Source organism: Pseudomonas sp. UBA6753, assembly GCF_002453565.1.
Classification (GTDB): domain Bacteria; phylum Pseudomonadota; class Gammaproteobacteria; order Pseudomonadales; family Pseudomonadaceae; genus Aquipseudomonas; species Aquipseudomonas putida_Z.
On the sequence record NZ_DKHD01000030.1, the window covers coordinates 110195 to 136658 of the forward strand.

The window sequence follows — 26464 nt, forward strand, 5'->3', positions numbered from 1 at the left end:
TGGAAGCTTCGATGCAAGAGGCGGCAGAGGGCATCCAGGCGCTGGATACCCAATCGCGGGTGATTGGCTCGATCATCAAGACCATCAGCGACATTGCCGGGCAGACCAACCTGCTGGCGTTGAACGCGGCCATCGAAGCGGCCCGCGCCGGCGAGCAGGGGCGGGGGTTTGCCGTGGTTGCCGATGAAGTGCGCCAGCTGGCCTCGCGCACCAGCACCGCCACCGAGGAAATCGCCCGGGTGGTGCAGCAGAACGAGCAACTGGCCCAGGCGGCAGTGGCGATCATCGACACCAGCAAGCGCCAGGCCGAGCAGGGGCTGGCGCTGGCGGACGAGACAGGGAGCGTGATTGTCGAGATCCAGGACGGAGCCAAGCGGGTGGTGGATGTGGTGGGGCAGTTTTCCAGCCGGTTGGGGCAGTAACAGCGTCACCCAGTTTTCAATGCCTGCGCGTTTCCTGTGGGCACGCCCGCGAAACAGGCGCCGCGGTGGATGGCACGGGCTTCGCCCGTGTTCGCGGGCACGCCCGCTCCCACAGGGTCAGTTCCGTTCCCGCACCCAGAACAACGTGGCCCCGGCCACCGCCGCCGGCATCATCAGCACGTTCACCAGCGGGATCATCAACGCCAGGTAGGTAATGCCGCCAAAGCCCAGGCTCTGCCAGCGTTTCTGGCGCAGCCAGGCGAGCATGTCCTGCCAGCTCATCTTGTTGTTGTCCGCCGGGTAGTCGATGTACTGGATAGCCATCATCCACACACCGAAGATCAGCCAAAGCGGCGCCGCCACCACGTTGACCACCGGGATCAGCGACAGGATGAACAGGCCGATGGCCCGCGGCAGGAAGTAGCCCAGCTTGCGCATTTCACGGCCGAAGGTACGTGGCACCATGGCCACCAGTTCGCCCCAGCTGAATGCCGGGAAGTTGTCCTGCCCACGCACCACCACCTCGACCTTTTCCGCCAGGAAACCATTGAAAGGCGCGGCAATGATGTTGGCTACCAGGGTGAAGGTGAAGAACACCATCAGCACCAACAAGGCAACGAACAGCGGCCAGAGAATGTAGCTGAGGAAGCTCAACCAATCCGGCAGCGTCGGCATCAGGGCATCAAGCCAAAGGTCGAATTGATGCCCGGCGAAGTAGATCAGGCCGCCGAACAGCAGCAGGTTTACCGCCAGCGGCAGCAGCACGAACAACCGCAGGTTGGGGCTCAGCACCAGTTTCAGGCCTTCGCGCAGGTACTGGGGGCCAGAGAGGACAGGGGCTTGCATCGAGAGACTCCGCAGAGAAGGAAAACGCGCTGACCTTACCGAGTTTGCCGCGCCGACGAAAGGCGGGCAGCGGGCGGGAAACGGGCTGTAACAAAAGCAGCAGGGCTTGGCTATCGATGAAATCGCTGAATAGACGATGCCTATGAGGTGGATTGTCGAAGGATATTTCCTTAATCTTTGCGACCTCGCTACAGTGCGCTCAACTTTCCGCTTTCTGGGCCTGCGCGTTGTAGCCTTCCCCAAGTGCTGCGTGGGTCCTTTTTAATTTTCCTGCTGGCGCAGCCGGTGCACCGATGCCGGCCCTGCGGCCCGCTCGACAGGAGTTCGACATGTCTGAAGTACGTCATTCGCGCGTCATCATTCTCGGTTCCGGCCCTGCCGGTTACAGCGCCGCGGTGTATGCCGCCCGTGCCAACCTCAAGCCGCTGCTGATCACCGGCATGCAGGCCGGCGGCCAGCTGACCACTACCACCGAAGTCGACAACTGGCCGGGCGACCCCCATGGCCTGACCGGCCCGGCGCTGATGCAACGCATGCAGGAGCACGCCGAGCGTTTCGAAACCGAAATCGTCTTCGACCACATCAACGCCGTCGACCTGGCCAACAAGCCCTTCACCCTGCAGGGTGACAGCGGCAAATACACCTGCGACGCGCTGATCATCGCCACTGGCGCCAGCGCCCGCTACCTGGGCCTGCCGTCGGAAGAAACCTTCATGGGCAAGGGTGTTTCGGCCTGCGCCACCTGCGATGGCTTCTTCTACCGCAACAAGCCGGTTGCCGTGGTGGGCGGCGGCAACACTGCCGTGGAAGAGGCACTGTACCTGGCCAACATCGCCAGCAAGGTGACCCTGGTACACCGTCGCGATACCTTCCGCGCCGAGAAGATTTTGGTCGACAAGCTGCACGCCCGTGTGGCCGAAGGCAAGATCGAGCTCAAGCTCAACGCCACCCTGGACGAAGTGCTGGGTGACAACATGGGCGTGACCGGTGCGCGCCTGAAGAACAACGACGGCAGCAGCGACGAAATCAAGGTCGACGGCGTGTTCATCGCCATTGGCCACACCCCGAACACCTCGCTGTTCGAAGGCCAGCTGACCCTCAAGGACGGCTACCTGGTGGTCAACGGCGGCCGTGAAGGCAATGCCACCGCCACCAACGTCGAGGGCGTGTTCGCCGCCGGTGACGTGGCTGACCACGTTTACCGCCAGGCCATTACCTCGGCCGGTGCGGGCTGTATGGCGGCGCTGGATGTCGAGCGTTACCTGGACGGGCTGGCCAACGCTTCGTTCTGATTCTGAATCGCCGGGGCGCTTTGCGCCCCCAAAGAAAAAACCGGCCGTGAGGCCGGTTTTTTCATGCCTGCGATCAGCTCACAGGCTCAACCGCATCGACAGGTCCACCGCCTTCACATCCTTGGTCATGGCACCAATCGAGATGTAGTCCACCCCAGTCTCGGCAATCACCCGCAAGGTCGTCTCGTTGACCCCGCCACTGGCTTCCAGCTTGGCCTTGCCCGCGGTAATGCGCACTGCTTCGCGCATCTCTTCCAGGTTCAGCTCGTCGAGCATGATGATGTCGGCACCTGCGGCCAGTGCCTGGCGCAGTTCGTCGAGGCTTTCCACTTCGATTTCCACCGGCTTGCCCGGCGCAATACGGTGCGCCGCCGCCACGGCCGCGGCCACGCCGCCGCTGGCGGCGATGTGGTTTTCCTTGATCAGGAAGGCGTCGTACAGGCCGATGCGGTGGTTGTCGCAACCGCCGCAAGTCACTGCATACTTTTGCGCAAGGCGCAGGCCCGGCAGTGTCTTGCGGGTGTCCAGCAGGCGCACCTGGGTGCCTTCCACCAGGTCGGCCAGGAAGCGCGCACGGGTGGCGACCCCCGACAGCATCTGCAGGAAGTTCAGTGCACTGCGCTCACCACTGAGCAGTGAACGCGCGGGGCCCTCCAGATGGAACAGCGGCTGGTTGGCCGTGGCGCGCTCGCCATCGGCCACCTGCCAGTGCACGGCCACGCGCGGGTCGAGTTGGCGGAACACGGCATCGACCCATGCGGTGCCTGCGATCACGCAGTCTTCGCGGGTGATGATGGTCGCCTTGGCCAGGCGCTCCGCCGGGATCAGCTGCGCTGTGATATCGCCACTGCCGATGTCCTCCAACAGCGCACGGCGCACGTTGGCTTCGATTTCAGCGGTCAGGTCGGCAAGGCGTAGGTTCGGCATGGTCGGCTCCACAAGCTAGATGCCGGCGATTATAGGGCAGGGGGCCGGTGTGTACAGTCGCCTTGGCGATGACCTTTGGTCGGCCGGTGTGAGCAAGCGGGGTAAATCAGGGTCATTAGCCAGCCAGTGAAACGGCGCTGGCAGCTGTGCGGGTTTTTACCGATAATGGTGACCAGTATTTGGCGTCATGACTTTGACGATCTTCAGCCCCTTCGGGCGAGACACCCTGCAAGGAGTACAGGATGCAAAAAGAAGGCAAGGTGGTGCCCTTGGCGGCAGCCATCGATCGAGGCGGGCGTGCGCCTCTGCCTTGCCTTCCGGTGTTGCTCCTGCAGGTGCGGGACAAGGCCGCCTTGCAGTTGCGTCAGGGCCTGCAGGACTTGTTCGACAACGCCGACGACACCCTCTTCGAGATGGCCGACAAGGCCTTCGACCGCAGTGACCAGAACCTGTACTTCGAGGCCATGCGCGACCTGCGCCTGAAGCGCAAGAGCATCGAGCGCGGTTTTCTCGACACGTTCTATGAGGCCTTTGCCCGTATCGGCCAGGTCGACCTGCTGGCGCACCTGGTCGAGCCGGGCAACCTGCGCAGCAAGGCCCAGGTGGAGCGGGCCGCCGCGATCGAAGGCATGGTCGCGCGGGTGCTGTCACGCGACGGCATTGCCCTGCAGCAACTGGGCCTGCGCTTGCAGGTACTGCTCGACCGCCCCCTGCACGAGCAGCACAACCCGCTGGGGCCCGCAGCGCTGTGCGGCTACTTCCTCGACGCTGGCCGCAACCTGGGGGTTTGCCTGCGGGTCAAGCTGGTCCTGCTGAAACTGTTCGAGCGCTATGTGTTGCGCGATGCCGATGTGATCTATGGCGAAGCCAACCAGTTGCTGGCCGCTGCCGGTGTGTTGCCCGAGTTGCCAACGGCACCGCGCCGGCGCGCCGAAGACCGGCGCATGAACGCACGACGCGGGCCGGCGAACCTGGGGCACGAGGTGGGCGCGGACGCGGCAGGGCAGGCTTTCTTTGCCTCGTTGCAAACACTGCTGGCCCCGGCGCGCGGGCAGTTCGCGCCTCGTTTGCAGGCGGTGGCCGCCGCCCAGCCAATCAGCACCGCCGACCTGCTGCGCCTGCTTTCGCATTTGCAGCACTACGTGCCCGCTACCCACGAGGCCGATGATTTCGAGCTTGGGCAACAGCTTGAACAACTGCTGCTGCGGGTCAGCGTGCGCAGCGGCACACGCCGGCGCATCGATGTGGCCGACGAGGACATGATCAACCTGGTTGGGCTGCTGTTCGCCTTCATCCAGGACGACGACAACCTGCCGGCCAGCCTGCGTGCGCTGATCGGGCGCCTGCATATTCCGCTGCTGAAGGTAGCCCTGCTGGACAAGGGGCTGTTCAGTCGGGCCAGCCACCCGGCCCGCCGCCTGCTCAACGAGATCGCTGGCGCGGCAATCGGTTGGGAATGCGGCAGCGACGGCATGCGCGACAGCCTGCACCTGCGGGTGGAGCGTATCGTTCAGCGCCTGCTCAATGATTTTGCCGAAGATGCCAGCCTTTTCGCCGAACTGCTCGAAGACTTCCTCGCTTTCAACCAGGACGAGCGGCGGCGCAACGAGCTTCTTGAACAACGTACCCGTGACGCCGAAGAAGGGCGTGCCCGAGCCTTGCAGGCCAGGCAGCAGGTGCAGCATGCACTCAACCAGCGGCTGCGCGGCCGGTTATTGCCGCAGGTGGTGGTACAGATGCTGGTGCAGGCCTGGAGCCAGGTACTGCTGCTGGCCTGGCTCAAGCAGGGCGAGGCATCCCAGGCCTGGCGAGACGCCTTGCAGACGATGGACACGCTGCTGGCCAGCATCACCCCGCCGCACGAGCCACATGCTTTGCTGCAGCAGGTTCCGGGCCTGCTCAAGGCACTGCGCGATGGCCTGTCCAGCGTGGCCCTGGACTCGGCAGCGACCCGCGAATTCTTCCTGCAACTGGAGCAGCTGCACCTGCGTGCCTGCGCGGGTACCGCGGTGGCGCCCGGTGGTGAGGGCCAACCCCTGAGCGAGGTGCTGGTGGACGAGGACATCGTCCTGGCGATTGCTGAAGAACCCGCTTGTGCTCCGTTGCAGTTTGCCGACGGGCAGGCTGTGGCGCTGCGCCAGGTGCAGCGCCTGCGTATCGGTACCTGGGTCGAGGTGCTGGACGAGGACGAACCATTGCGTTGCAAACTGGTGGCACGCATCGACAGCAGCGACCGGCTGGTGTTCGCCAACCGCACCGGCATGAAAGTGCGCGAATGGAGTGGTGCCAGCCTGGCCCAGGCACTGCACCGAGGCGACGTGCGAGTGCTGGATGACGGGCTGTTGTTCGAGCGGGCGCTGGAGGCGGTGCTCGACAGGCTGCGGCGGTAGGCACAACTGTCTTGCGCAATATCTGCAAGCTGGCACGATCTCTGTGGGAGCGGGCGTGCCCCCGAAACAAGCGCCGCGGTGGATGGCACCGGCTGCGCCGGTGTTCGCGGGCACGCCCGCTCCCACAGCATTACAATGATTCACATGCAAACGCCGTTGGCCGCAGGGCATACTGTTGACCTGTTCACGGCGTTTTCAGGATCTGCCCCATGCAATTGGACCGTGCCACTGGCTGGTTCCACGGAATCGGAATCACCCACTGCCCCTCGCCGAACTTCAATACCCGCCCCGAAGGCGAATCGATTTCCCTGCTGGTGATCCACAACATCAGCCTGCCGCCTGCCTGCTTCGGCACCGGCAAGGTCCAGCAATTCTTCCAGAACCGCCTGGACCCCGACGAACACCCGTACTTCGCCAGCATCAACCACCTGACCGTGTCGGCGCACCTGTTCGTCGAGCGTGACGGTGCGGTGACCCAGTTCGTGTCGTTGCTCGACCGCGCCTGGCACGCCGGTGTGTCGTGCTTCGACGGGCGTGAAGGCTGTAACGATTTCTCCATCGGCATCGAACTGGAAGGCACCGACGACCTGCCTTATACCGATGCCCAGTACAGGGTGCTGGAGGAACTTACCCGGCACATCCGCGGTGCCTGGCCGGCCATCGACCTGGGCCGCATCCAGGGCCATAGCGACATTGCCCCGCAGCGCAAGACCGACCCCGGCCCGGCCTTCGACTGGCCCCGCTACCGCGATGCGCTGCAGCAAAACGAGGACAAGGCATGAGTTTTCTGGTGTTGTTGCTGGCGCTGTGGGTCGAGAAGTTCTCGGCCCTGCGCCATCAGGTGCAGCGCGATGGGTTCTTCCTTGGCGAACTGGTGCGCCTGGAGCGCAGCGGCAAGGTGCACCCGTGGTGGACGCTGGCCATCCTGGTACTGGCACCGGTAGCGCTGCTGGTGTTGCTGCTGCATGTGCTGGACCCGGTGGCGTATGGCTTGCTGGCATTGCCGGTGCACCTGCTGGTGCTGATCTACAGCCTGGGCCGCGGCGATGCCAAGGCATCGTTGGGGCCGTTCCGCGATGCCTGGCGGCGTGGTGATGACCAGGCCGCTTTGCATGTGGCCGAGCGCGACCTGGGGCTGGCGGCCGACGAACCGCACAGCCTGTTGGTGCGGGTGCAGGGCAACCTGCTGTGGCAGGTGTACCAGGGCTTTTTCGCGGTGATCTTCTGGTACTTCGTGCTGGGCCCGGGTGCCGCGCTGGCCTACCGCCTGCTGGCGCTGTGTGGCGAACACAGCAAGCAACCGACGTTGAAGGCTCGTGCCGAGCAGCTCAGGCATATCATGGACTGGCTGCCGGTACGGGTGCTGGCCTTGAGTTTTGCCCTGGTCGGCAACTTCCTCGCGGTCACCCGGGTGATGCTGCACGAGGTGCTCAACTGGCACATCAGCGCCGCACACCTGGTGGCCCGGGTCGGGCGCATTGCCGATGACATTCCCGAGGAAGAAGACAGCCAGCGAGGGCTGGGGCGGTTGGACAGCCTGTGGGAGCTGCTGCTGCGCTGTGCGGTGCTGTGGTATGCCGGGTTTGCGCTGTGGACGGTGCTTGTCTGAACTGGCTCGCTGGCTTTTTCGCGGGCTTGCCCGCTCCCACAGGTACTGCGCCGGTCTGAAGATTTGCGCGGTCCCTGTGGGAGCGGGCAAGCCCGCGAAGAGGCCCACGCAGGTGCCAGCACTTCAGCTACCAGCCAAACAACTCGCAAGCATTGCGGGTGCTGGCTTCAGCCAGCTCCGCGACATCCACACCCATCACCTGCGCCAGCGCCCCGGCAATTTCCGGCAGGTGCTCCGGGCTGTTCCTCACCCCCGGGAACATGACCGGCGCCATGTCCGGCGCATCTGTCTCCAGCACCACGCTGTCCAGCGGCAACCGCGCCAGGGTCTTGCGCAGCCGTAGGGCCTGCGGCCAGGTACCCGCACCGCCAAGCCCAAGCCGGAAGCCCAGCTTGATGTACTCGCGGGCCTCTTCGTAACTGCCGGCAAACGCGTGTATCACCCCCGCCCGCGCTGGCTTGTAGCGCTTGAGCGTGGTGATCACCTGGGCATGGCTGCGGCGCACGTGCAGCAGGGCGGGCAGTTCTAAGTCGCAGGCCATCTGCAGTTGCGCTTCGAACAGCGCCTGCTGGCGGGCCTTGTCCAGGTCTTCGAGGTAATAGTCCAGGCCGAACTCGCCCACGGCACATAGCCGTGGGTCGCCGTGCAGGCGCTCCAGCCACTCGCGCAGCTGCGCCAGGTGCTCCGGGCGATGCTGGTCAAGGTAGATCGGGTGCAGGCCGAGCGCGGCGAACAGGCGCTGGTCGGCACAGGCCAGGTCCCACACCCGCTGGAAATTCGCCTGGTACACCCCCAGCACCACCATCCGCTCAACCCCGCGCGACGCCGCGTTGGCCAGCAGGCGCGGGCGGTCGGCGTCGAAGTCGGGGAAGTCCAGGTGGGTGTGGGTGTCGATCAGGCGCATGTTCAGGCCGCTGTAATGCGTTGCTTGAACGTTCGACCGACAGCATGCACGCCAGGTTCGTAGCGTTTGTCCTCGATCGCGGCCAGTGCCAGTTCCAGGGCGGTGGCGGCAATCAGGCCATGCTGCTGGGCCATGGCATTGACTGGCAGCGGCAGGAAGTCGAGCAACTGGTTGTCGCCAAACGTACCCAGCTGCAGCTGGCGCGAGTCGGCAGGGCGCGCCTGCAGGGTGTCGAACACCCCTTGCAGCAGCACGTAGGAGGTAGTCACCAGGGCATCCGGCAGGCCACCAAGGTCGTCGATCAACTGCTGCATCAGGCGCTGGCCGCACTCACGGCTGAACGCTTCGCCCTGATAGCGGCGAACTTCGCCGGCATAGCCTTGCAGGGCTTCGTCGAAGCCGCCGGCACGTGCCTGGCTGACCGACAGCTCGGGGCGTGCGCCGATCAGTGCGATGCTGCGCGGGGCGGCGCTCAGCAGGCTGGCGGCCAGTTGGCGGCTGGCGTCGCGGTCGTCGCTGATCACCGAGCAGAAGTGCGCAGGGTCCAGGCGGCGGTCGATGGCGATCACCGGCAGGCCTTTGTCCTGCAGTTCGCGGTAGCTGTCGTCCTCTGGCGGCAGGCAGCTGGCGACGAACAGTGCATCGCAACGGCGGGCGCGGAACAGCTGCTGCAACTGGCGCTCGCTGTCGGGCTGGTCGTCGCTGCTGGCGATCAGCAACTGGTAGCCGCGGGCGCGGGCGCCTTGTTCGAGCTGCTTGGCGATGCGGGCGTAGCTGGGGTTCTCCAGATCCGGGAGAATGAAGCCCAGGGTGCGGGTATGCCGGCTGCGCAGGCCAGCGGCCTGCGGGTTGGGGGTGAAGCCGTGGGCCTCGACCACCGCGCGTACCCGCTCGACAGTGCTGTTGCTGATGCGCTGCTGTTCGGCCTTGCCATTGATGACGTAGCTGGCAGTGGTCACGGACACACCGGCCAGACGGGCGATATCGCTGAGTTTCACCGAATTTTTCCTTGTTATTACCGGGGCTGGCTGTGAGCCCTGACCGGGTAGTTTGACCCGGCGAGGGCGCCACGCGCAGACGACCATTGTCGCAATTGTCCGACAGGATGGGGCTTTTTCCTCGGCAGATTATCGAGTAACGTGGCCGTCTGGTCAGATTAATCGTTTCAGCTGCCGAATTTTCTGCCTCGGCTGCCATCCGTGCAAGGCTGTTGAACTGGCCGTTCAGGTGAATTTCACAACAATACTCCAGTACCCGACCGGGAACTGCAAAAGGAGAAGGTCATGCTCGAGCTCGCCAAGGAGCAGATAGCCATGGGCCAGAAGGCCGCCGACAAGGCCGAGGCATTGCGCCTGCTGGCCGACCGGCTGGTCGCCGATGGCCTGGTCGCCGAGGGATACCTGCAAGGGCTGCAGGCCCGAGAGGCACAAGGCTCCACCTTCCTTGGGCAGGGCATTGCCATCCCTCATGGCACGCCGCAGACCCGTGACCTGGTGTACGCCACCGGCGTGCGCCTGTTGCAGTTTCCCGAGGGCGTGGATTGGGGTGATGGCCAGATGGTCTACCTTGCCATCGGCATCGCCGCCCGTTCCGACGAGCACCTGCGCCTGCTGCAACTGCTGACCCGTGCCCTGGGCGAGACCGACCTGGCCGAAGCATTGCGCCGCGCCGGCTCCGCCGAGGCGTTGCTGAAACTGTTGCAGGGCGCGCCGCAGGAACTGGCGCTGGATGCACAACTGGTCGGCCTGAACCTGGCGGCCGAGGACTTCGATGAACTGGCCTGGCGCGGCGCCCGGCTGTTGCAGCGCGCCGACTGCGTCGACAGCGGTTTTGCCGCCGTGCTGCAGCAGGCCGAGCCGCTGCCGCTGGGCGAGGGCCTGTGGTGGCTGCACAGCGAGCGCCAGGTGCGCCAGCCGGGCCTGGCCTTCATCACCCCGCAGCAGCCGCTGCGTTACCGCGACCAGCCGCTCAACGGCCTGTTCTGCCTGGCCAGCCTCGGTGCGGCCCACCAGGCCTTGCTCGAGCGCCTGTGTGAAGTGCTGATCGAAGGCCGCGGGCAGATGCTCTACCAGGCCACCAGCAGCCGCGCGGTACTGGAAGTGCTGGGCGGTGAGGCGCCGGCGGACTGGCCCAGCGCGCGGGTCGTGCTGGCCAACCCGCACGGTTTGCACGCCCGCCCGGCAAAGGTATTGGCGCAGCTGGCCAAAGGTTTCGAGGGGGAAATCCGTATACGCCTGGTCGACAGCGCGCAGCCAGCGGTGTCGGTCAAGAGCCTGAGCAAGCTGCTCAGTCTCGGCGCTCGACGTGGCCAGGCGCTGGAACTGGTGGCTGAGCCAGCCATCGCCGCGGATGCCTTGCCGGTGCTGCTGGCCGCCATCGAACAAGGCCTGGGCGAAGAGGTGGAGCCACTGCCACAGAGCGCGGCGACCGTAGCCGGCGCAGCGGCCGAAGTGCTGCAAGCGCCCGCGGCCGGTAGCCGCATCCACGGCGTGGGTGCGGCGCCCGGCATTGCCAGTGGCCCGGCGCATGTGTGTGTCGAGCGTGAGTTCGACTATCCCCTGCGCGGTGAGTCCTGCGCCCTGGAGCGGCAGAAGCTGCGTGAAGCCGTGGCGACTGTCAATGGCGAGCTGCAGGCCTTGGTCCAGCGCAGCGACAAGGCCATTGGCGAAATCTTCGTCACCCACCAGGAAATGCTCGCCGACCCGGCCCTGGCCGATGATGTGGAGCAGCGCCTGGGCCAGGGCGAAAGCGCCGCGGCAGCCTGGATGGCAGTGATCGAGGCGGCGGCGCGCCAGCAGGAGTCTCTGCACGATGCCTTGCTCGCCGAACGCGCTGCCGACCTGCGTGACATCGGCCGCCGCGTGCTGGCGCAGTTGTGTGGCGTTCAGGCCCAGGCTGAACCCGAGCAACCCTACGTGCTGGTGATGACCGAAGTCGGCCCGTCCGATGTCGCCCGGCTGGACCCGAGCCGCGTCGCCGGTATCGTCACCGCCCAGGGTGGCGCCACCGCCCACAGCGCCATCGTCGCCCGTGCCCTGGGCATTCCGGCGGTAGTGGGCGCGGGGGCGTCGATACTGCTGTTGGACAGTGGCACGCCGTTGCTGCTCGATGGCCAGCGTGGCGTGGTCAGCGTGGCGCCGCCGGCGGATGAACTGCAACGGGCCCTGGCCGAACGCGACCTGCGCGAGCAGCGCTTGCAGGCCGCCTGGGCCAACCGCTTCGAGCCGGCGGTCACCCGTGATGGTCACGCTGTCGAGGTGTTTGCCAACATCGGCGAGAGCAACGGCATCGCCAAGGTGGTGGAGCAGGGCGCCGAAGGCGTGGGTCTGCTGCGCACCGAGCTGATTTTCATGGCCCACACCCAGGCCCCGGACGTAGCGACCCAGGAAGCCGAGTACCGCCGCGTGCTCGATGGCCTCGACGGGCGCCCGCTGGTGGTGCGCACCCTTGATGTCGGCGGTGACAAACCGCTGCCGTACTGGCCGATCGCTGCCGAGGAGAACCCGTTCCTCGGTGTGCGCGGCGTACGCCTGACCCTGCAGCGCCCGCAGGTGATGGAGGACCAGCTGCGCGCCTTGCTGCGCGCGGCCGACCAGCGCCCGTTGCGCATCATGTTCCCGATGGTCGGGCAGGTGCATGAATGGCGCGAGGCGCGCGCCATGGTCGAGCGCCTGCGCGCCGAGATCCCGGTAGCCGACCTGCAGCTGGGCATCATGGTCGAGGTGCCCTCGGCAGCGCTGCTGGCACCACAGCTGGCGCGCGAAGTGGACTTCTTCAGCATCGGCACCAACGACCTGACCCAGTACACCCTGGCCATCGACCGTGGCCACCCCAGCCTCTCGGCCCAGGCCGACGGCCTGCACCCGGCGGTGCTCAGCCTGATCGACATGACCGTGCGCGCCGCCCATGCCCATGGCAAGTGGGTGGGCGTGTGCGGCGAGCTGGCGGCCGACCCGCAGGCGGTGGCCGTGCTGCTGGGCCTGGACGTGGACGAACTCAGCGTCGCCGCGCGCAGCATTGCCGAAGTCAAGGCCCTGGTCCGCCAGGCCGATCACCAGACGGCCCGCGCCCTGGCGCGCGAGGCCCTGCAACAGGACAGCGCCGCAGCGGTTCGCGCGCTGGTGGAGCGTTACTGAATGGCCAAGATCCTCACCCTCACCCTGAACCCGGCGCTGGATATCACCATCGGCCTGGATACCCTGCGCCCGGGGCAGGTCAACCGCAGCCAGGAGCAGCACAGCCACGCCGCGGGCAAGGGGCTGAACGTTGCCCAGGTACTGGCCGACCTGGGGCACAGCGTCACTGTTGGCGGCTTCCTCGGGCGTGACAACCTGCAGCCCTTCGAGGCGCTGATCGACTGGCGCGGCTTCGTCGACTGCTTTGTCCGCGTACCGGGCGAAACCCGCAGCAACATCAAGCTGGTCGAGGCTGATGGCCGTGTCACCGACATCAACGGCCAAGGCCCGGAAGTCGACGAAGCGGCACGCAGTGCATTGCTGCGCCGCCTGGCGCAGATTGCCCCGGGCCACGACGCGGTGGTGGTGGCTGGTAGCCTGCCGCGCGGGATCAGTGCCGACTGGTTCCGTCAGTTGCTCGAACAGCTCAAGGCGCAAGGCCTCAAGGTGGCCCTGGACAGCAGCGGCGAAGCCCTGCGTGCCGGCCTGCAGAGCTCGCCCTGGCTGGTCAAGCCCAATACCGAAGAGCTGGGCGAGGTGCTCGGCCTGGCTGTGGATAACCCGGCGCAGCAGCGCGCTGCTGCCGAGCGCCTGCTGGCCAGTGGCGTCGAACACGTGGTGGTGTCGGCGGGCGAGCAGGGCGTCAGCTGGTTTACCCATGACCATGCCGTACATGCTTGCCCGCCCAAGGTGCAGGTCGCCAGCACGGTGGGCGCAGGTGATTCGCTGGTGGCCGGCATGGTCCACGGCCTGCTGCAGGGCGAAGCCCCGGCGCAGACATTGACCCGTGCCACCGCGATCGCTGCACAGGCTGTTACCCAGGTTGGTTTCGGCATCCGTGACCGCGAGCAACTGGCGCGTCTGGAAGCCGCCGTGCAACTGACAGAACAACAAGAGGGTTGCCGATGAACATTGCCATTGTCACTGCCTGCCCCAACGGCCAGGTGTCGAGCGTGCTGAGCGCGCGCTTGCTGTCCGCCGCTGCCCAGCGGCGCGGCTGGAGCACCAGCGTCGAAGTACAGGATGCCGGCCACCCCGAGCGGCAACTGAGCGCCGCGCAGATAGCCGAGGCCGATTGGGTGCTGGTGGTCAGCACCGGCCCGGTGGACCTGGCACGTTTCGTCGGCAAGCGCGTGTACCAGAGCACGCCGTCCCAGGCTTTGGCCGACCGCGAAGGCTTCCTTGATGAGGCGGCGGCCAATGCCCGGCTGCTGGCCGCGGTGCCCGGCCTTGCGGCCGAAGCTGGCAACGCAGGCGCACGCATCGTCGCCGTCACGGCTTGCCCGACTGGCGTCGCGCATACATTCATGGCCGCAGAAGCCTTGCAGCAGGCCGCGCAGCAACTGGGCTACCAGCTCACCGTCGAGACCCAGGGTTCGGTCGGTGCGCGCAACCCCTTGTCCGCCGAAGCCATCGCCGCAGCCGATGTTGTGCTGCTGGCCGCCGACATCGAAGTGCCCACTGCGCGTTTCGCCGGCAAGCGCATCTACCGTTGTGGCACCGGTATCGCCCTCAAGCAGGCCCGTGCCACCCTGGACAAGGCCTTGGCCGAAGCCAAGGTGGAAAACAGCAGCGATGCTGCAGCGGCGAGCACGCCAGCGAAGGGCGAGAAGACCGGGGTATACAAGCACCTGCTCACCGGCGTGTCGTTCATGCTGCCGATGGTGGTGGCTGGCGGCCTGCTGATTGCCCTGTCGTTCGTGTTCGGTATCGAGGCTTACAAAGAAGCGGGCACCTTGCCGGCGGCATTGATGCAGATCGGCGGCGAGGCTGCGTTCAAGCTGATGGTGCCGCTGCTGGCGGGCTATATCGCCTGGTCCATCGCTGACCGCCCGGGGCTGGCGCCCGGCATGATCGGCGGCCTGCTGGCCAGCACCCTGGGCGCCGGTTTCATCGGTGGTATCGTCGCCGGCTTCCTCGCCGGCTACAGCGCCAAGGCCATTGCCCGCTGGGCGCGCCTGCCCAGCAGCCTGGAGGCACTCAAGCCGATCCTGATCATTCCGCTGCTGGCCAGCCTGTTCACCGGCCTGGTGATGATCTACGTGGTCGGCCAGCCGGTGGCGGCGATGCTGGAAGGGCTCACGCATTTTCTCGACAGCATGGGTACCACCAATGCCATCCTCTTGGGCCTGTTGTTGGGCGGCATGATGTGCGTCGACCTGGGCGGGCCGATCAACAAGGCCGCCTATGCCTTCTCGGTGGGGCTGTTGGCCTCGTCGAGCTATGCGCCGATGGCGGCGACCATGGCCGCCGGCATGGTGCCGCCGATTGGCCTGGGTATCGCCACCTTCCTGGCCCGACGCAAGTTTGCCCAGAGCGAGCGTGAAGCGGGCAAGGCGGCCCTGGCGCTGGGGCTGTGCTTCATCTCCGAAGGGGCGATCCCGTTTGCCGCCAAGGACCCGCTGCGGGTGATACCGGCCAGCGTGGCCGGCGGGGCATTGACCGGGGCATTGTCGATGTACTTCGGCTGCAAGCTGATGGCGCCGCATGGCGGCCTGTTCGTGCTGCTGATCCCCAATGCGATCAACCATGCGCTGCTGTACTTGTTGGCGATCGTGGCGGGTAGCCTGCTGACGGCGGTGGTGTATGCGGTGATCAAGAAGAGCGAGCGGGTGGAGTTGGCGGTAGCGCCGGTGAAGGGTTAGAGATTTCAGCGGGCCTTACTGGCCTCTTCGCGGGCACGCCCGCTCCCACAGGTACTGCATGATCCTGAAGCTTGCAGTGACCCTGTGCGAGCGGGCGTGCCCGCGAAGAGGCCGGAACAGGTCACCGCCGATGCTTCTGCCGCAACGGCACAAGCAGATCACCCAGCCCGTTGTGATCGATCTCGTGCATCAGCGCCAGCAACCCACCCAATTCCCCCGCCGGGAAACCCTTGCGCGCAAACCAGGCCAGGTAATCCCCCGGCAGGTCGGCAATGATTCGCCCCTGATACTTGCCAAATGGCATGGTGCGGGTCACCAGTAGTTCGAGGGTTTCCGGCTTCATCATCGGCGCACCTGGCTGTTGAAAAGCGCCGACCATACTGCAATCTGCACGAAGGCCCAAGCGGCAATCATGCAGAACGCCATTTTCAGGTTCTGCTCTGGTGTTCGTATCTGATTGATTTTGAAGTATTTTATTGAGATTAAAGGCTTGGCACGAACACTGCTCCGTTACAGATGACTATCACCTGCCAAGGAGTTTGTGCCATGAGCAATCCCAACAAAGATGTGATCGACGTGCTGAACGACCTGATCGAGTACAGCAAGGATGGCGAGAAAGGCTTCAAGGCCTCGGCCGATGATGTGAAGAACCCCGAACTGAAAGCGTTCTTCGTTCAACGTGCCGGTGAGTGTGCCAATGCGGCCGGCGAACTGCAGAGCGAGGTGCGTCGCCTGGGTGGCGACCCGGAAACCTCCACCAGCATCAGCGGTGACCTGCACCGGGGTTGGGTCAACCTCAAGGCGATGGTCACTGGCAAGGATGAGGAAGCGGTGCTGAACGAGGTGGAGCGGGGCGAGGACCATGCCCTCAAGGCCTACAAGGAAGCCCGCGAGAAACTGGTGAAGCTGGGCCGCACCGCCAGCGACCAGACCTACGCCCTGGTGGAAAAACAGCTGCAAGGTGTACAGCGCAACCATGACCAGGTCAGGGCCCTGCGCAACGCCGCCCGCGCCCGCGCCTAGTCGGCAGGCCCCTCTACCCGGTTGCGGCCTTTGGCCTTGGCCCGGTAGAGCGCTTCGTCCGCAGCACCCAGCACCCTCGCCAGATCGTGCTGGGTGCCTGACAGGCCGATGCCGATGCTCACCGTGACCGAGTGGGCATCATCGGCAAACGGCGCCAGCGCCTCGACACTGGCGCGGATGCGCTCGGCCAGCAGCTGCGCACCGGCCAGGTCGGTTTCCGGCAGCACCACCTGAAATTCCTCCCCACCGTAACGCGCTGCCAGATCGGCCGGGCGGCGGATGCATTCCTCGATGGTCCGGGCCACTTCGCGCAAGGCATGGTCGCCACCGGCATGGCCGTGGCGCTGGTTGAACGCCTTGAAATGGTCAACGTCCACCATCAGCACCGCCAACGGCTTGCGGTTGCGCTGGGCGCGGGCCCACTCCTGGCGCAGTACCTGGTCCAGGCGGCGGCGGTTGGCCAGGCCGGTCAGGCTGTCGGTGGCGGCCAGGGTCGCCAGGCCCTGTTCGGCCTCTTGGCGGCGGCGCAGTTCGCGGCCCAGCAGCAGGGTCAGCGAGAGGATACCCACACAGAGCACCCCGGTGGCCACACTGACCAGGATCGCAGTACGGCGCCAGGACTCGAACACGTCTTCGGCCGAATGCACCACCAGTACGATCAGCGGCAGCTGCGCGACCCGGGCGAAGGTGTACATGCGCGGTTTGCCGTTGAGGCTGGAGCGGGCGGTGAAGCTGCCGCTCTGTTCGCTGAGAATGCGTTTGAAATTGGGCCGCTCGGCATAGTTGCTGCCGATCCCTGGGTCTTGCGTGCGGCTGGGCTGGCGAGCCAGCAGTTGGCCGTCGGTGTTGAGCAGGTTGATGCTGCTGTCATCACCAATGTCCAGGCGCTGGAACAGCTCACTGAAGTACGACAGGCGCAGTGCACCCGCTGCCAGGCCGGTGAACTCGCCATTGGCATCGGAGATACGACGGCTGAAACTGATGCACCAGTCCAGGTCGCCCAGCTTGGCCTTGAATGGCGGGCCCACCAGCAGGCCGAGGTTGGGGTTGTGCAGGTGCGCCTGGAATACCCCGGTGTCGCCGAAGTTGGCCTTGCGTGGCACGCTGCTGGTGGAGTCGCCCACCACATTGCCTTGCTTGTCCAGCCACAGTACGTCACCGCGCTTGCGGTCGACGAAGGCTTCATTGAATAGCAGGCGTTGGCGCAGCGGGCCGGGGATTTCCGGCAGCTCCTTGCGCCCGACCGCCCAGATCAGGCCCTGCAGCGATTGGTCGTAGAGTTCGACGTTGCGCAGGATGTCGCTTTCGATCAGCTGGACGATATTGTTGGACGAGCGAATTGCCGACAGCTCGACATTGTCGCGCTCGCGCGCCAGCAGGTAGCTGACGATGGCCACGATGGCGAGCACGGCAAGGCAACTGCCCAGATTGAGGATCAGCTCGGGGTGCGACCTGTAGTGTGCGAAACGCGGTAATCGGGTGGTCATGCTCGCTACTGCGTGGGCAGGGCCATTCGCGGCGGCGACATTCTAGGGAAGCGGGGATTGTCGGACAAGATTTGTCCGACGGAATCACGGTATACCTTATTCTGGATTGACCGCGAACCTTGTGGGAGCGGGCATGCCCGCGAAGCAGGCGCCGCGGAGCATGGCACCGGCTTCGCCGGTGTTCGCGGGCACGCCCGCTCCCACAGGTTGGATGTCTAGCTTGCGGGCCTGGATCAGAACACGTTCAACGGGTAATCCACGATCACCCGCAGTTCATCGTTGTCGCTGTTGCTGTCGATCGACGCATAACCCTGGCTGCCACGGTGGGTGGCGTAGCGCACCAGCACCGACAGGTCCTTCAGGTCACCCTCCTGGAACACATACTTCACGTCCAGGTCGCGCTCCCAGTGCATGGCGTTCTTGCCATCGGCACGGTAGTAGTCGTAGTGGGTGGGGTCCTGGACGGCCTTGGTCAGGTCGGCTTCACCGCGCGAATACGACAGCACCGTGGTCAGGCCAGGGATGCCCACGCCAGCGAAATCATAGTTGTACTGCAGCTTCCACGAGCGCTCGTTCGGTGCGTTGAAGTCCGAGTACATGCGCGAGTTGTCCAGGTAGATGCTGTCGCCCAGGTTGATGTAGTCGAACGGCGTGTTGCCATTGACCCGCTGGTAGGCGGCGGTGACGCTGTGGAACCCGGCGTTGACGGTGAAATGCACGCTATAGGTGTTGTTGTCGATCTTGCCCAGCAGGGCTTGGCCGGTGTCCTGGGTGTGATAGAAGTGCACGCCCGGGTTCAGGCTGACCAGGTCGTTGACAACATAGGTGTAGTCGAAATCGGCGTAGTACTGGTTCCAGATGTCTTTCAGCTCGGCCGCATACAGGTTGGCGGTGATATTCGGGGTACCGCTCCACGACGCGCCGGCCCAGTTCAGGTGCTTGCTCTTGTCGTGCTCGCCCAGCGAACCGTAGTAGGTGTCGATGCGGCGGTGGCCGCTCTGGTTGTACGGCTTGGTGAAGCTCACCTGGCCGCCTTCGAGCAGCAGGCCGTCGATGCTGGTGTTGGTCAGGCTCACACCACGGAAGGTCTGCGGCAGCATGCGGGTTTCGCCGCCGGCGATCACCGGGTTGGTGAGGAACAGGTCACCGGCTTTCAGCTCGGTGTCGAACGCCTTGAGCTTGACTGCGGCACCGGCGGTGGAGAACGAGTGCGGGGCAGCACCCAGTTCGTCTTCGTTCTTTTGGTGGGTCGGCAGGATGCTGGTGCCAGCATGGCCGCCGCCACCGTCGAGTTTCAGGCCCAGCATGGCGTGGGCGTCCAGGCCAAAGCCGACCACACCTGGGGTGTAGCCCGACTCGAAGCGTGCAACCGCGCCCTGGCCCCACTCGCGGGTGTCGCGCACGCCGGCGTTGTGGTTGTCGCGGTTGAAGTAGGCATTACGGAAATGCAGGTTGAAGGACGAGCCTTCGATGAAGCCATCAGCCTTGTCTTCATCTGCCTGGGCGGCGAAAGGGATCGTTGCAGTCAACGCAATGAACAACGGGGTAAAACGAAACGCGGAAGGCACCGGTACTAGCTCCTTTGGTCTGGCGGTGGGGCAGTTTTTATTTTTGAATGTGCGTCTTTTTTATAGGTGGACGTTACAGCTTGGCTGATAGTTGAAGCACATAAAAAAAGCCGCTGATCGGCAGCGGCTTTAAAAGGCTAACATATCGGCACCGGTGGTGCCCATGGCGTAGCCAAGGGAAAACGGGAGCAGCGACAGCGCTTGATCAGCTGTCGGCATTGGCATCGACAGAAACCTTGGAAGCTGTCTGGTTTGCGTCTTTGGCGGCGTCTGCCTGCTGTGCGGCTACGGCTTCGCGGGCCTCTTGGTGGACCGCGGCGAACTCAGCATTACGGGTGACGAAAGCATTGGATTCTTCGGCCATGGCCAGGGGCGACAACAACAGGGAAGACAGGACGAAGACGCTGGCAATACCCATACTGTTGGACATTTGAAACTACCTTCTTGCGGTGCAAGTGCTAATGAGGACGGGGGTAAAGTTAGTCCTTTCAATGCACTTGAAACAGAGCGAAGTGCGATAAGCACTGTTGCGCAAAAGGTAATTATCGCAGGAAAAGCAATTGGACTTTCGCCGCAAACCCCCATGCTAGACGCGCTACGCGTTCATTGTGGGAGCGGGCGAGCCCGCGAAGCAGGCACCGCGGTGGATGGCACGGGCTTCGCCCGTGTTCGCGGGCTTGCCCGCTCCCACAAAGATTGCGGCTGTTTTCAGACTCAAAGGACGGCGTTGGATGGTCAGATATGGGCCGGCAGCCTGATCCCAAAGGTATTGGCCCCAGCGGCACTACGCACGAACACCTCCCCACCATGCATCAGCGCAATCGCCTTGACGATCGCCAACCCCAACCCATGGTTACCCCCACCACTGTTGCTACGTGCCGCATCCACCCGGTAGAAGCGTTCGAACAGCAACGGCAGGTGCTCATCGTCGATCGCCGGCCCCGGGTTGCTCACGGCGATGCTGACCTGCTGCGGCCCGGCATCGATCTGCACCTTGATCACCTGGTGCGGTGCGGTGTGCTGCACGGCGTTGTTCAGCAGGTTGATCAGCGCCCGGCGCAGCTGAGCCTTTTCAATGGGCGCCCGGGCATCGCCGCTCACGCTCACGCTGACCTGCGCGTCTTCGAGAATGTAGTCCAGGTAATCGAGGGTGGTCGCCACTTCCTCGGCCAGCGAGGCCTGGGTCAGGGCAGTGGCCTTGCTGCCCTGGTCGGCACTGGCCAGGAACAGCATGTCGTTGATGATGCTGCGCAGGCGCTCGAGCTCCTCAAGGTTCGATTGCAGCACTTCGAAGTAATGCTCGGCGCTGCGCCCGCGGGTCAGTGCAACCTGGGTCTGGCCGATCAGGTTGGTCAGCGGCGAGCGCAGTTCGTGGGCGACGTCGGCATTGAACGCCTCCAGCCGCGAGTAGGCCTGGCTTACCCGGTCGAGCGCGGCGTTGAAGGCGCCGGCGAACTGCGCCAGCTCCGGGGCCAGGGCGTGGGTCTGCAGGCGCCCGTCCAGGCGCGGAGGGGCCAGGGCCTGGGCCTCAACGGACAATGCCAGCAGTGGGCGCAGGCCGATACGCGCCACCCAGTAGCCCAGCAGCGAGGCCAGCAGCACGCCGAGCACCGCCAGCCCGACAATCGCCACCAGCAGGCTGTGCTGCGCCTGCCAGAATGTTTCGGTGTCGATCCCAATCAGAAAGCGCAGCGGCGGCCGTTCGCCCAGGGCCGGCAGTTCGCTGACCAGCACCTTGTAAGGGTAGGGCCGGTCGGGCAGGCGCAGGTCGCGCATGCCCTGCGCGCCTTCGGCGAATGCGCGGACCAGCTCGCTGGGGTGGCCGTATTCGTAGGCCGGGTTGCTGCTGACCACCCAGAAGCGAATGCGCTTGTCCTCTTCACTGAGCAGGTTGAGCTTGTTGTTGATCTTGACCCAGTGCTCCGGTGTGCCGAAACGGTTGAGGGTGGACTCGAGCACGCTGAAGCGCGCATCCAGCTCGGCCTGCGGCAGCAGGTCGAGGCTGCGGTCGACCTGGCGGTACAGCGCCGAGCCGATCAGCAGGAATACGCCCAGCGCCACCAGGATGAACAGCGCCGACAGGCGCAGCGCGATGGAATTACCCCGCACGGTTTTCCAGGACATAGCCCATGCCTCGGATGGTGTGCAGCAACTTGTTGTCGAAAGGCCCGTCGAGCTTGGCGCGCAGGCGCTTGATCGCCACTTCGACGACGTTGGCATCGCTGTCGAAATTGATGTCCCAGACCAGCTCGGCAATCGCCGTCTTCGACAGGATTTCACCTTGTCGGCGGGCCAGCACGCTGAGCAGCGAGAACTCCTTGGCCGTCAGCTCCAGGCGTTGGCCGGCGCGCGTGGCCTTGCGCGCCATCAGGTCGATCCACAGGTCACCCACCTGCACCTGCAGCGGTTCATGGTTGCTGCTACGGCGGGTCAGGGCTTGCAGGCGGGCGACCAGTTCGAGGAAGGAAAACGGCTTGCCCAGATAGTCGTCGGCACCCTCGCGCAGGCCATGGATACGGTCTTCGACCCGTTCACGGGCGGTCAGCATGATGACCGGTGTCTGCTTGCGCGCGCGCAGGGCGCGCAGCACGCCATACCCGTCCAGGCCAGGCAGCATCACGTCCAGCACGATCACCGCGTAGTCACCTTCCAGGGCCAGGTGCAGGCCATCGATGCCGTCCCGCGCCAGGTCGACGGTAAACCCCTGCTCGCTGAGGCCGCGATGCAGGTAGTCGGCGGTTTTTTCTTCGTCTTCGATGATCAGCACACGCATGGTCTTGTCCTAACTGGCACTGGGCGCCGCCGCACGGGCGGCCTGGCGGCGGTGGAACAGGCGCTCCAGGGCCAAGTATATGACCGGGGTGGTGAACAGCGTCAGCGCCTGGCTCACCAGCAGGCCGCCAACCACGGCGATGCCCAGTGGCTGGCGCAGTTCGGAACCGGTGCCGAAGCCGAACATCAGCGGCACCGCGCCGAGCAAGGCGGCCAGGGTGGTCATGATGATCGGCCGGAAGCGCGTCAGGCAGGCCTGGTGGATCGCCTGCTCCGGGGTCAGGCCCTGGCGGCGTTGGGCTTCGAGGGCGAAGTCGATCAGCAGGATGCCGTTTTTCTTGACGATACCAATCAGCAGCACCACACCGATCAGCCCCATGATGCTGAAGTCCTGGCCCATGGCCCACAGCAGGATCAGTGCGCCGAGGCCGGCCGAGGGCAGGGTGGAGATGATCGTCAGCGGGTGGACGAAGCTTTCATACAGCACGCCGAGAATGATGTACACCGCCACCAGCGCAGCCAGGATCAGCCACGGCTGGCTCGACAGCGAACTCTGGAAGGCCTGGGCCGCGCCCTGGAAGTTGCCGCTGATGGAGTCGGGCATGCCCAGCTCGCGCTGGGTGCGCTCGAGGATGGTCACCGCATCGCCCAGGGCCACGCCCGGGGCCAGGTTGAACGACAGGTTGGCTGCCGGGAACAGGCCATCGTGGCTGATCGACAGCGGCCCGGTGCTGGGCGGCGCCACATGGGCCACTGCCGACAGCGGCACTATCTCGTTGGTCAGCGGCGAGCGCAGGTAAAAGTAGTTGAGGCTTTCGGCCTTGCCGCGCTGGCGGGCATCCAGTTCGAGGATCACCTTGTACTGGTTGGTCTCGGTCTGGAATTCACTGATTTGCCGCTGGCCGAAGGCGTCGTACAACGCCTGGTCGACGTCGGTGGTGGTCAGGCCGAAACGTGCCGCGGCCTGGCGGTCGATATCGATGCGGGTGACGCTGGCGCCCAGTTGCAGGTCGTTGGACAGGTCGCGGAACGCCGGGATTTCCCGCAGGCGCTCGGTCAGGCGCTGGGTCCACAGGTTCAGCGCCATGCCGTCGTTGCTCTTGAGCACGTACTGGTACTGGGTGCGCGACGGGCCGGAGCTCAGGTTGATGTCCTGGCCGGCACGCATGTACAGGACGATGCCTGGTACCTGGGCCAGCTTGGGCCGCAGCCGGTCGATCAGTTCGCTGGCCGACACATCGCGTTCGCCACGCGGCTTGAGGGCGATCCAGAAGCGGCCGTTGGCGATGGTCTGGTTGCTGCCGGTGACGCCCACCGAGTGGGAGAACGCGCGCACCGCCGGGTCGGCCTCGATGATTTTGGCCAGCGCCTGGTGCTTCTCGATCATCGACGGGTACGACACATCCGCCGCCGCCTCGCTGGTGCCGAGGATGAAGCCGGTGTCCTGCAGCGGGAAAAAGCCCTTTGGGATACCCACGTAACCGGCCACCGCCAGGGCCAGGGTCAGGCCGAACACGCCGAGGGTCAGGCGCTGGTGGGCGAGGGCGCGGTCCAGGCCCTTTTCGTACCACCTGACCAGCCGCTCGCCGAAACCGCCCTTGTGCTCTCCGGGCGGGCGGCGCATGAACAGTGCGCACAGGGTTGGCGCCAGGGTCAGCGAAACCACCACCGAAATCAGGATGGTGGCGGTGGCGGTAAGGGCGAACTCCTTGAACAGCCGGCCGACAACGCCGCCCATGAACAGCAGCGGGATGAACGCGGCGATCAGCGAGAAACTGATCGACACCACGGTGAAGCCGATTTCCCCGGCGCCCTTGAGCGCCGCCGTGCGGCTGTCGTCGCCGGCCTCCAGGTGGCGGTGGATGTTCTCCACCACGACGATGGCATCGTCGACCACGAAGCCCACCGAGATGACGATGGCCACCAGGGTCAGGTTGTTCAGGCTGAAGCCGAAGATGTACATCAGCGCGCAACTGGCGATCAGCGATACGCCGAGCACGCTGGACACCACCATGGTCGCCGACCACTGGCGCAGGAACAGCGCCATCACCCCGATCACCAGGGCCACGGCGATCATCAGGGTCAGCTCCACTTCATGCAGCGAGGCACGGATGGTCTGGGTGCGGTCCTGCAGCACCGACACTTCGACCGAGGCTGGCAGCATCTCCTGCAGCTTGGGCAGGGCAGCCAGTACCCGGTCCACGGTATCGACGATGTTGGCGCCAGGCTGGCGGAAAATCACCAGGTTCAGCCCGGGCTGGTCGCCGGACCAGGCTTTGACATAGGCGTTCTCGGCGCCATTGATCACCTTGGCCACGTCCTTCAGGTGCACCGGTGCACCGTCACGGTAGGAGACGATCAGCTGGGCGTAGTCGTCGGGGTGGAACAACTGGTCGTTGGCGGCGATGGTCGACACGCTGTGTTCGCCGTACAGCGCGCCCTTGGCCAGGTTCAGGCTGGTCTGCTGGATGGCCTGGCGCAAGTCGGCCAGGGTCAGGCCGATGGCGGCCAGTTTCTCGGGTTGCGCCTGCACGCGGATTGCCGGGCGCAGTTGCCCGGTGATGTTGATCAGGCCGACCCCGTCGATCTGGCTCAGCTGGCGCGCGAGCAGGGTTTCGGCGTAGTCGCTGAGGTCGTTGCCAGGCATCTGGCTGGAGCTGACCGTCAGCACCAGCACCGGGCTGTCGGCCGGGTTGACCTTGCGCCAGGTCGGCGGGTTGGGCAGGTCTTGCGGCAAGCGCGCGGTGGCGGTGTTGATGGCCGCCTGCACTTCCTGGGCGGCGGTGTCGATGTTCTTGTCGAGCGTGAACTGCAGGATCAGGTTGGTCGAGCCCAGTGCGCTGCTGCTGGTCATCTGGGTCATGCCGGGGATGGCGCTGAACTGCACTTCCAGCGGCGTGGCCACCGACGAGGCCATGGTTTCCGGGCTGGCGCCGGGCAGCTGGGCGGTGACCTGGATGGTCGGGAAGTCGGCTTCCGGCAGTGGTGCCACCGGCAGGCGCGGGAAGGCGATGGCCCCCAGCAGCACCAGGGCGAAGGTCAGCAGCAGGGTGGCGATGGGGTGGTCGATGCACCAGGCCGAAACACCATTGCGCGTGTTCATGGCTGGCTCCGGCGGTCGGCCATTTCCGACGGCGCGGGGGCGTCGGGGGCCACCTCGACCTGCGAACCGGGCTTGAGCCGCGACTGGCCATCGAGCACCAGGCGCTCGCCCGGCTTGACCCCGGCAATGATGTTCAGCCCGCTGTCCTGGTACAGCACCTTGACCGGCACACTGGTGACCTTGTCACCGTCCAGGCGGTAGACAAAGTGCCCGTCGACGCCGCGCTGTACCACAGGCGGCGGTACCACCAGGGCGTTTTCTTCCACGGCGGTGCGCAGGCGGATGGTGACCAGCTGGCCCGGCCACAGGCGGCCGTCCTTGTTGTCGAACTCGGCTTTTACCCGCACGGTGCCGGTGGTGGCGGAGATCTGGTTGTCGATCAGTGCCAGGTGGCCTTCACCGAGCAGGCTGCGTTCGCCGTCGGCATCCATGTAAGCCTGCACCAGTGCCGGGGTGGGCGCCTTCAGCAGGCTTTGCAGGGTCGGCAGCATTTGCTGCGGCAGGGCGAATTCGACGGCGATCGGGTCGATCTGGGTGACGCTGAACAGGCTGCGGGTATCGCTGGTGCGCACCAGGTTGCCGGGGTCGACGTTGCGAATACCCACCCGGCCGGTCACTGGCGAGCGGATCTGCGTGTACGACAGCTGCACCTCGGTATTGGCGATGGCCGCCTGGTTGCCCTTGACCGTGGCTTGCAGGCGGTTGACCAGGGCCTGCTGCTGGTCGAGGGTCTGCTTCGAAACGCCGTTGTCGGTACTCAGCAGGCGGTAGCGCTGCAGGTCGACGTTGGCTACCTGGATCTGTGCCTGGCTCTGGCCAAGTTCGGCACGGGCCTGGTCGAGGTTGGCGCGGATGGCGCGGTCGTCGAGGGTGGCCAGCAGGTCGCCTTCCTTCACCCACTGGCCTTCCTTGACCAGCACCTGGGTCAGTACCCCCTCCACTTGCGGGCGCACCTCGACGCTGTGCAGCGACAGCACCGAGCCGATGGCGCTGGCATAGCGCGGCACGTTCTGCTGGACGACACTGACCACGCGCACCGGGATGGCGGTTTGTGCACGGGCGGCAGGTGCTGGCTGGCGCTGGCCGAACCAGATACCCGCTACCGCCAGGACCAGGAGTGCCAGGGCGGCGAGGATGACAGGGCGGGACGGACGTCGCATCGGTGCGGGCACCTTGGCCAGAGGGGAGGGAAGTGGGCTGTATTCAATCTTATAGCCCCCGAACCGGGTCGGCAGCGTGACCGCTGGCTGACAGCGCTGTCAGTTTCGCCTGCCGTGCCACCACGCACCTGGCATGCGAAC

Annotated in this window: 20 protein-coding genes and 1 pseudogene; 9 read left to right on the forward strand and 12 right to left on the reverse strand. The window is 65.3% G+C overall.

Annotation, left to right across the window (positions count from 1 at the left end; genetic code table 11):
* Positions 1 to 62: 62 nt before the first annotated feature.
* Positions 63 to 422, forward strand: a pseudogene (locus B2790_RS25000) (methyl-accepting chemotaxis protein); the annotation flags it as partial.
* Between the two features lie 117 nt (positions 423 to 539).
* On the opposite strand, the gene cysZ reads toward B2790_RS25000, so the two are convergent.
* Positions 540 to 1268: a sulfate transporter CysZ gene (gene cysZ, locus B2790_RS11180; protein WP_085587379.1), complete on the reverse strand. Its 729-nt coding sequence runs from the start codon at positions 1266 to 1268 to the stop codon at positions 540 to 542.
* A 329-nt stretch (positions 1269 to 1597) separates the two neighbouring features.
* Between cysZ and trxB the strand changes: the two genes are divergently transcribed.
* The gene (gene trxB / locus B2790_RS11185; RefSeq protein ID WP_025337720.1) at positions 1598 to 2560 is read left to right on the forward strand and encodes a thioredoxin-disulfide reductase; all 963 of its coding nucleotides are present in this window, start codon (positions 1598 to 1600) and stop codon (positions 2558 to 2560) included.
* A gap of 78 nt (positions 2561 to 2638) precedes the next feature.
* Here trxB and nadC read toward each other — a convergent pair whose 3' ends face one another.
* Positions 2639 to 3487: a carboxylating nicotinate-nucleotide diphosphorylase gene (nadC, locus tag B2790_RS11190; protein ID WP_046616049.1), complete on the reverse strand. Its 849-nt coding sequence runs from the start codon at positions 3485 to 3487 to the stop codon at positions 2639 to 2641.
* 242 nt (positions 3488 to 3729) lie between these two features.
* Here nadC and B2790_RS11195 point away from each other — a divergent pair, with 242 nt between their 5' ends.
* The 3 genes from B2790_RS11195 (at position 3730) to ampE (ending at position 7486) form a co-directional block, all read left to right on the forward strand.
* Positions 3730 to 5877 (forward strand): DUF1631 domain-containing protein, encoded by a 2148-nt coding sequence (locus B2790_RS11195; RefSeq protein WP_286918859.1) that lies wholly within the window; start codon positions 3730 to 3732, stop codon positions 5875 to 5877.
* A gap of 209 nt (positions 5878 to 6086) precedes the next feature.
* A complete protein-coding gene (ampD, locus tag B2790_RS11200) occupies positions 6087 to 6659 on the forward strand; it encodes a 1,6-anhydro-N-acetylmuramyl-L-alanine amidase AmpD (RefSeq protein ID WP_137163003.1) in 573 nt (190 codons plus the stop codon).
* Positions 6656 to 7486, forward strand: a complete 831-nt coding sequence (gene ampE / locus B2790_RS11205; protein WP_025337724.1) for a regulatory signaling modulator protein AmpE — start codon at positions 6656 to 6658, stop codon at positions 7484 to 7486. The genes ampD and ampE overlap by 4 nt, the downstream gene beginning before the upstream one ends.
* Before the next feature lie 127 nt (positions 7487 to 7613).
* Here ampE and B2790_RS11210 read toward each other — a convergent pair whose 3' ends face one another.
* Both B2790_RS11210 and cra read right to left on the reverse strand, forming a co-directional pair.
* Positions 7614 to 8390, reverse strand: coding sequence for a TatD family hydrolase (locus tag B2790_RS11210; RefSeq protein WP_286918860.1), 777 nt, complete (start codon positions 8388 to 8390; stop codon positions 7614 to 7616).
* 2 nt (positions 8391 to 8392) lie between these two features.
* Positions 8393 to 9388 carry a catabolite repressor/activator gene (cra, locus tag B2790_RS11215; RefSeq protein ID WP_025337726.1) on the reverse strand — a complete coding sequence of 332 codons (996 nt, stop codon included), beginning with the start codon at positions 9386 to 9388 and terminating at the stop codon, positions 8393 to 8395.
* 285 nt (positions 9389 to 9673) lie between these two features.
* Here cra and ptsP point away from each other — a divergent pair, with 285 nt between their 5' ends.
* From ptsP to B2790_RS11230, 3 genes are read left to right on the forward strand one after another with little or no spacing between them, the layout of a single operon-like run.
* On the forward strand, positions 9674 to 12526 hold the full coding sequence (ptsP, locus tag B2790_RS11220; protein WP_286918861.1) for a phosphoenolpyruvate--protein phosphotransferase: 2853 nt from the start codon (positions 9674 to 9676) through the stop codon (positions 12524 to 12526).
* Positions 12527 to 13474, forward strand: coding sequence for a 1-phosphofructokinase (gene pfkB, locus B2790_RS11225; protein WP_025337728.1), 948 nt, complete (start codon positions 12527 to 12529; stop codon positions 13472 to 13474).
* Positions 13471 to 15210, forward strand: a complete 1740-nt coding sequence (locus tag B2790_RS11230) for a PTS fructose-like transporter subunit IIB (RefSeq protein ID WP_137163008.1) — start codon at positions 13471 to 13473, stop codon at positions 15208 to 15210. Before pfkB ends, B2790_RS11230 begins: the two co-directional genes overlap by 4 nt.
* A gap of 121 nt (positions 15211 to 15331) precedes the next feature.
* On the opposite strand, the gene B2790_RS11235 is transcribed toward B2790_RS11230, so the two are convergent.
* Entirely contained in the window at positions 15332 to 15553 is a 222-nt protein-coding gene (locus B2790_RS11235; RefSeq protein WP_016713256.1) for a DUF3820 family protein, read from the reverse strand.
* Positions 15554 to 15756: 203 nt separating this feature from the next.
* Between B2790_RS11235 and B2790_RS11240 the strand changes: the two genes are divergently transcribed.
* Positions 15757 to 16233 carry a ferritin-like domain-containing protein gene (locus B2790_RS11240; RefSeq protein WP_137163009.1) on the forward strand — a complete coding sequence of 159 codons (477 nt, stop codon included), beginning with the start codon at positions 15757 to 15759 and terminating at the stop codon, positions 16231 to 16233.
* Here B2790_RS11240 and B2790_RS11245 read toward each other — a convergent pair.
* The 7 genes from B2790_RS11245 to B2790_RS11275 all read right to left on the reverse strand — a co-directional run bounded on the left by B2790_RS11245 (position 16230) and on the right by B2790_RS11275 (position 26323).
* The gene (locus tag B2790_RS11245) at positions 16230 to 17720 is read right to left on the reverse strand and encodes a GGDEF domain-containing protein (protein WP_286918862.1); all 1491 of its coding nucleotides are present in this window, start codon (positions 17718 to 17720) and stop codon (positions 16230 to 16232) included. The two genes, B2790_RS11240 and B2790_RS11245, sit on opposite strands and share 4 nt — an antisense overlap.
* A gap of 233 nt (positions 17721 to 17953) precedes the next feature.
* Positions 17954 to 19288 (reverse strand): OprD family porin, encoded by a 1335-nt coding sequence (locus B2790_RS11250; RefSeq protein ID WP_075043801.1) that lies wholly within the window; start codon positions 19286 to 19288, stop codon positions 17954 to 17956.
* A 205-nt stretch (positions 19289 to 19493) separates the two neighbouring features.
* Positions 19494 to 19718 (reverse strand): hypothetical protein, encoded by a 225-nt coding sequence (locus B2790_RS11255; RefSeq protein ID WP_085587397.1) that lies wholly within the window; start codon positions 19716 to 19718, stop codon positions 19494 to 19496.
* 305 nt (positions 19719 to 20023) lie between these two features.
* On the reverse strand, positions 20024 to 21412 hold the full coding sequence (locus B2790_RS11260) for a heavy metal sensor histidine kinase (RefSeq protein ID WP_085587400.1): 1389 nt from the start codon (positions 21410 to 21412) through the stop codon (positions 20024 to 20026).
* Positions 21387 to 22061 (reverse strand): heavy metal response regulator transcription factor, encoded by a 675-nt coding sequence (locus B2790_RS11265; RefSeq protein ID WP_025337735.1) that lies wholly within the window; start codon positions 22059 to 22061, stop codon positions 21387 to 21389. The genes B2790_RS11260 and B2790_RS11265 overlap by 26 nt, the downstream gene beginning before the upstream one ends.
* Positions 22062 to 22070: 9 nt before the next feature.
* Positions 22071 to 25163 carry a multidrug efflux RND transporter permease subunit gene (locus B2790_RS11270; RefSeq protein WP_286918863.1) on the reverse strand — a complete coding sequence of 1031 codons (3093 nt, stop codon included), beginning with the start codon at positions 25161 to 25163 and terminating at the stop codon, positions 22071 to 22073.
* Complete coding sequence (locus B2790_RS11275) at positions 25160 to 26323, reverse strand: efflux RND transporter periplasmic adaptor subunit (RefSeq protein ID WP_274396519.1); 1164 nt, start codon at positions 26321 to 26323, stop codon at positions 25160 to 25162. Before B2790_RS11275 ends, B2790_RS11270 begins: the two co-directional genes overlap by 4 nt.
* Positions 26324 to 26464: the final 141 nt, after the last annotated feature.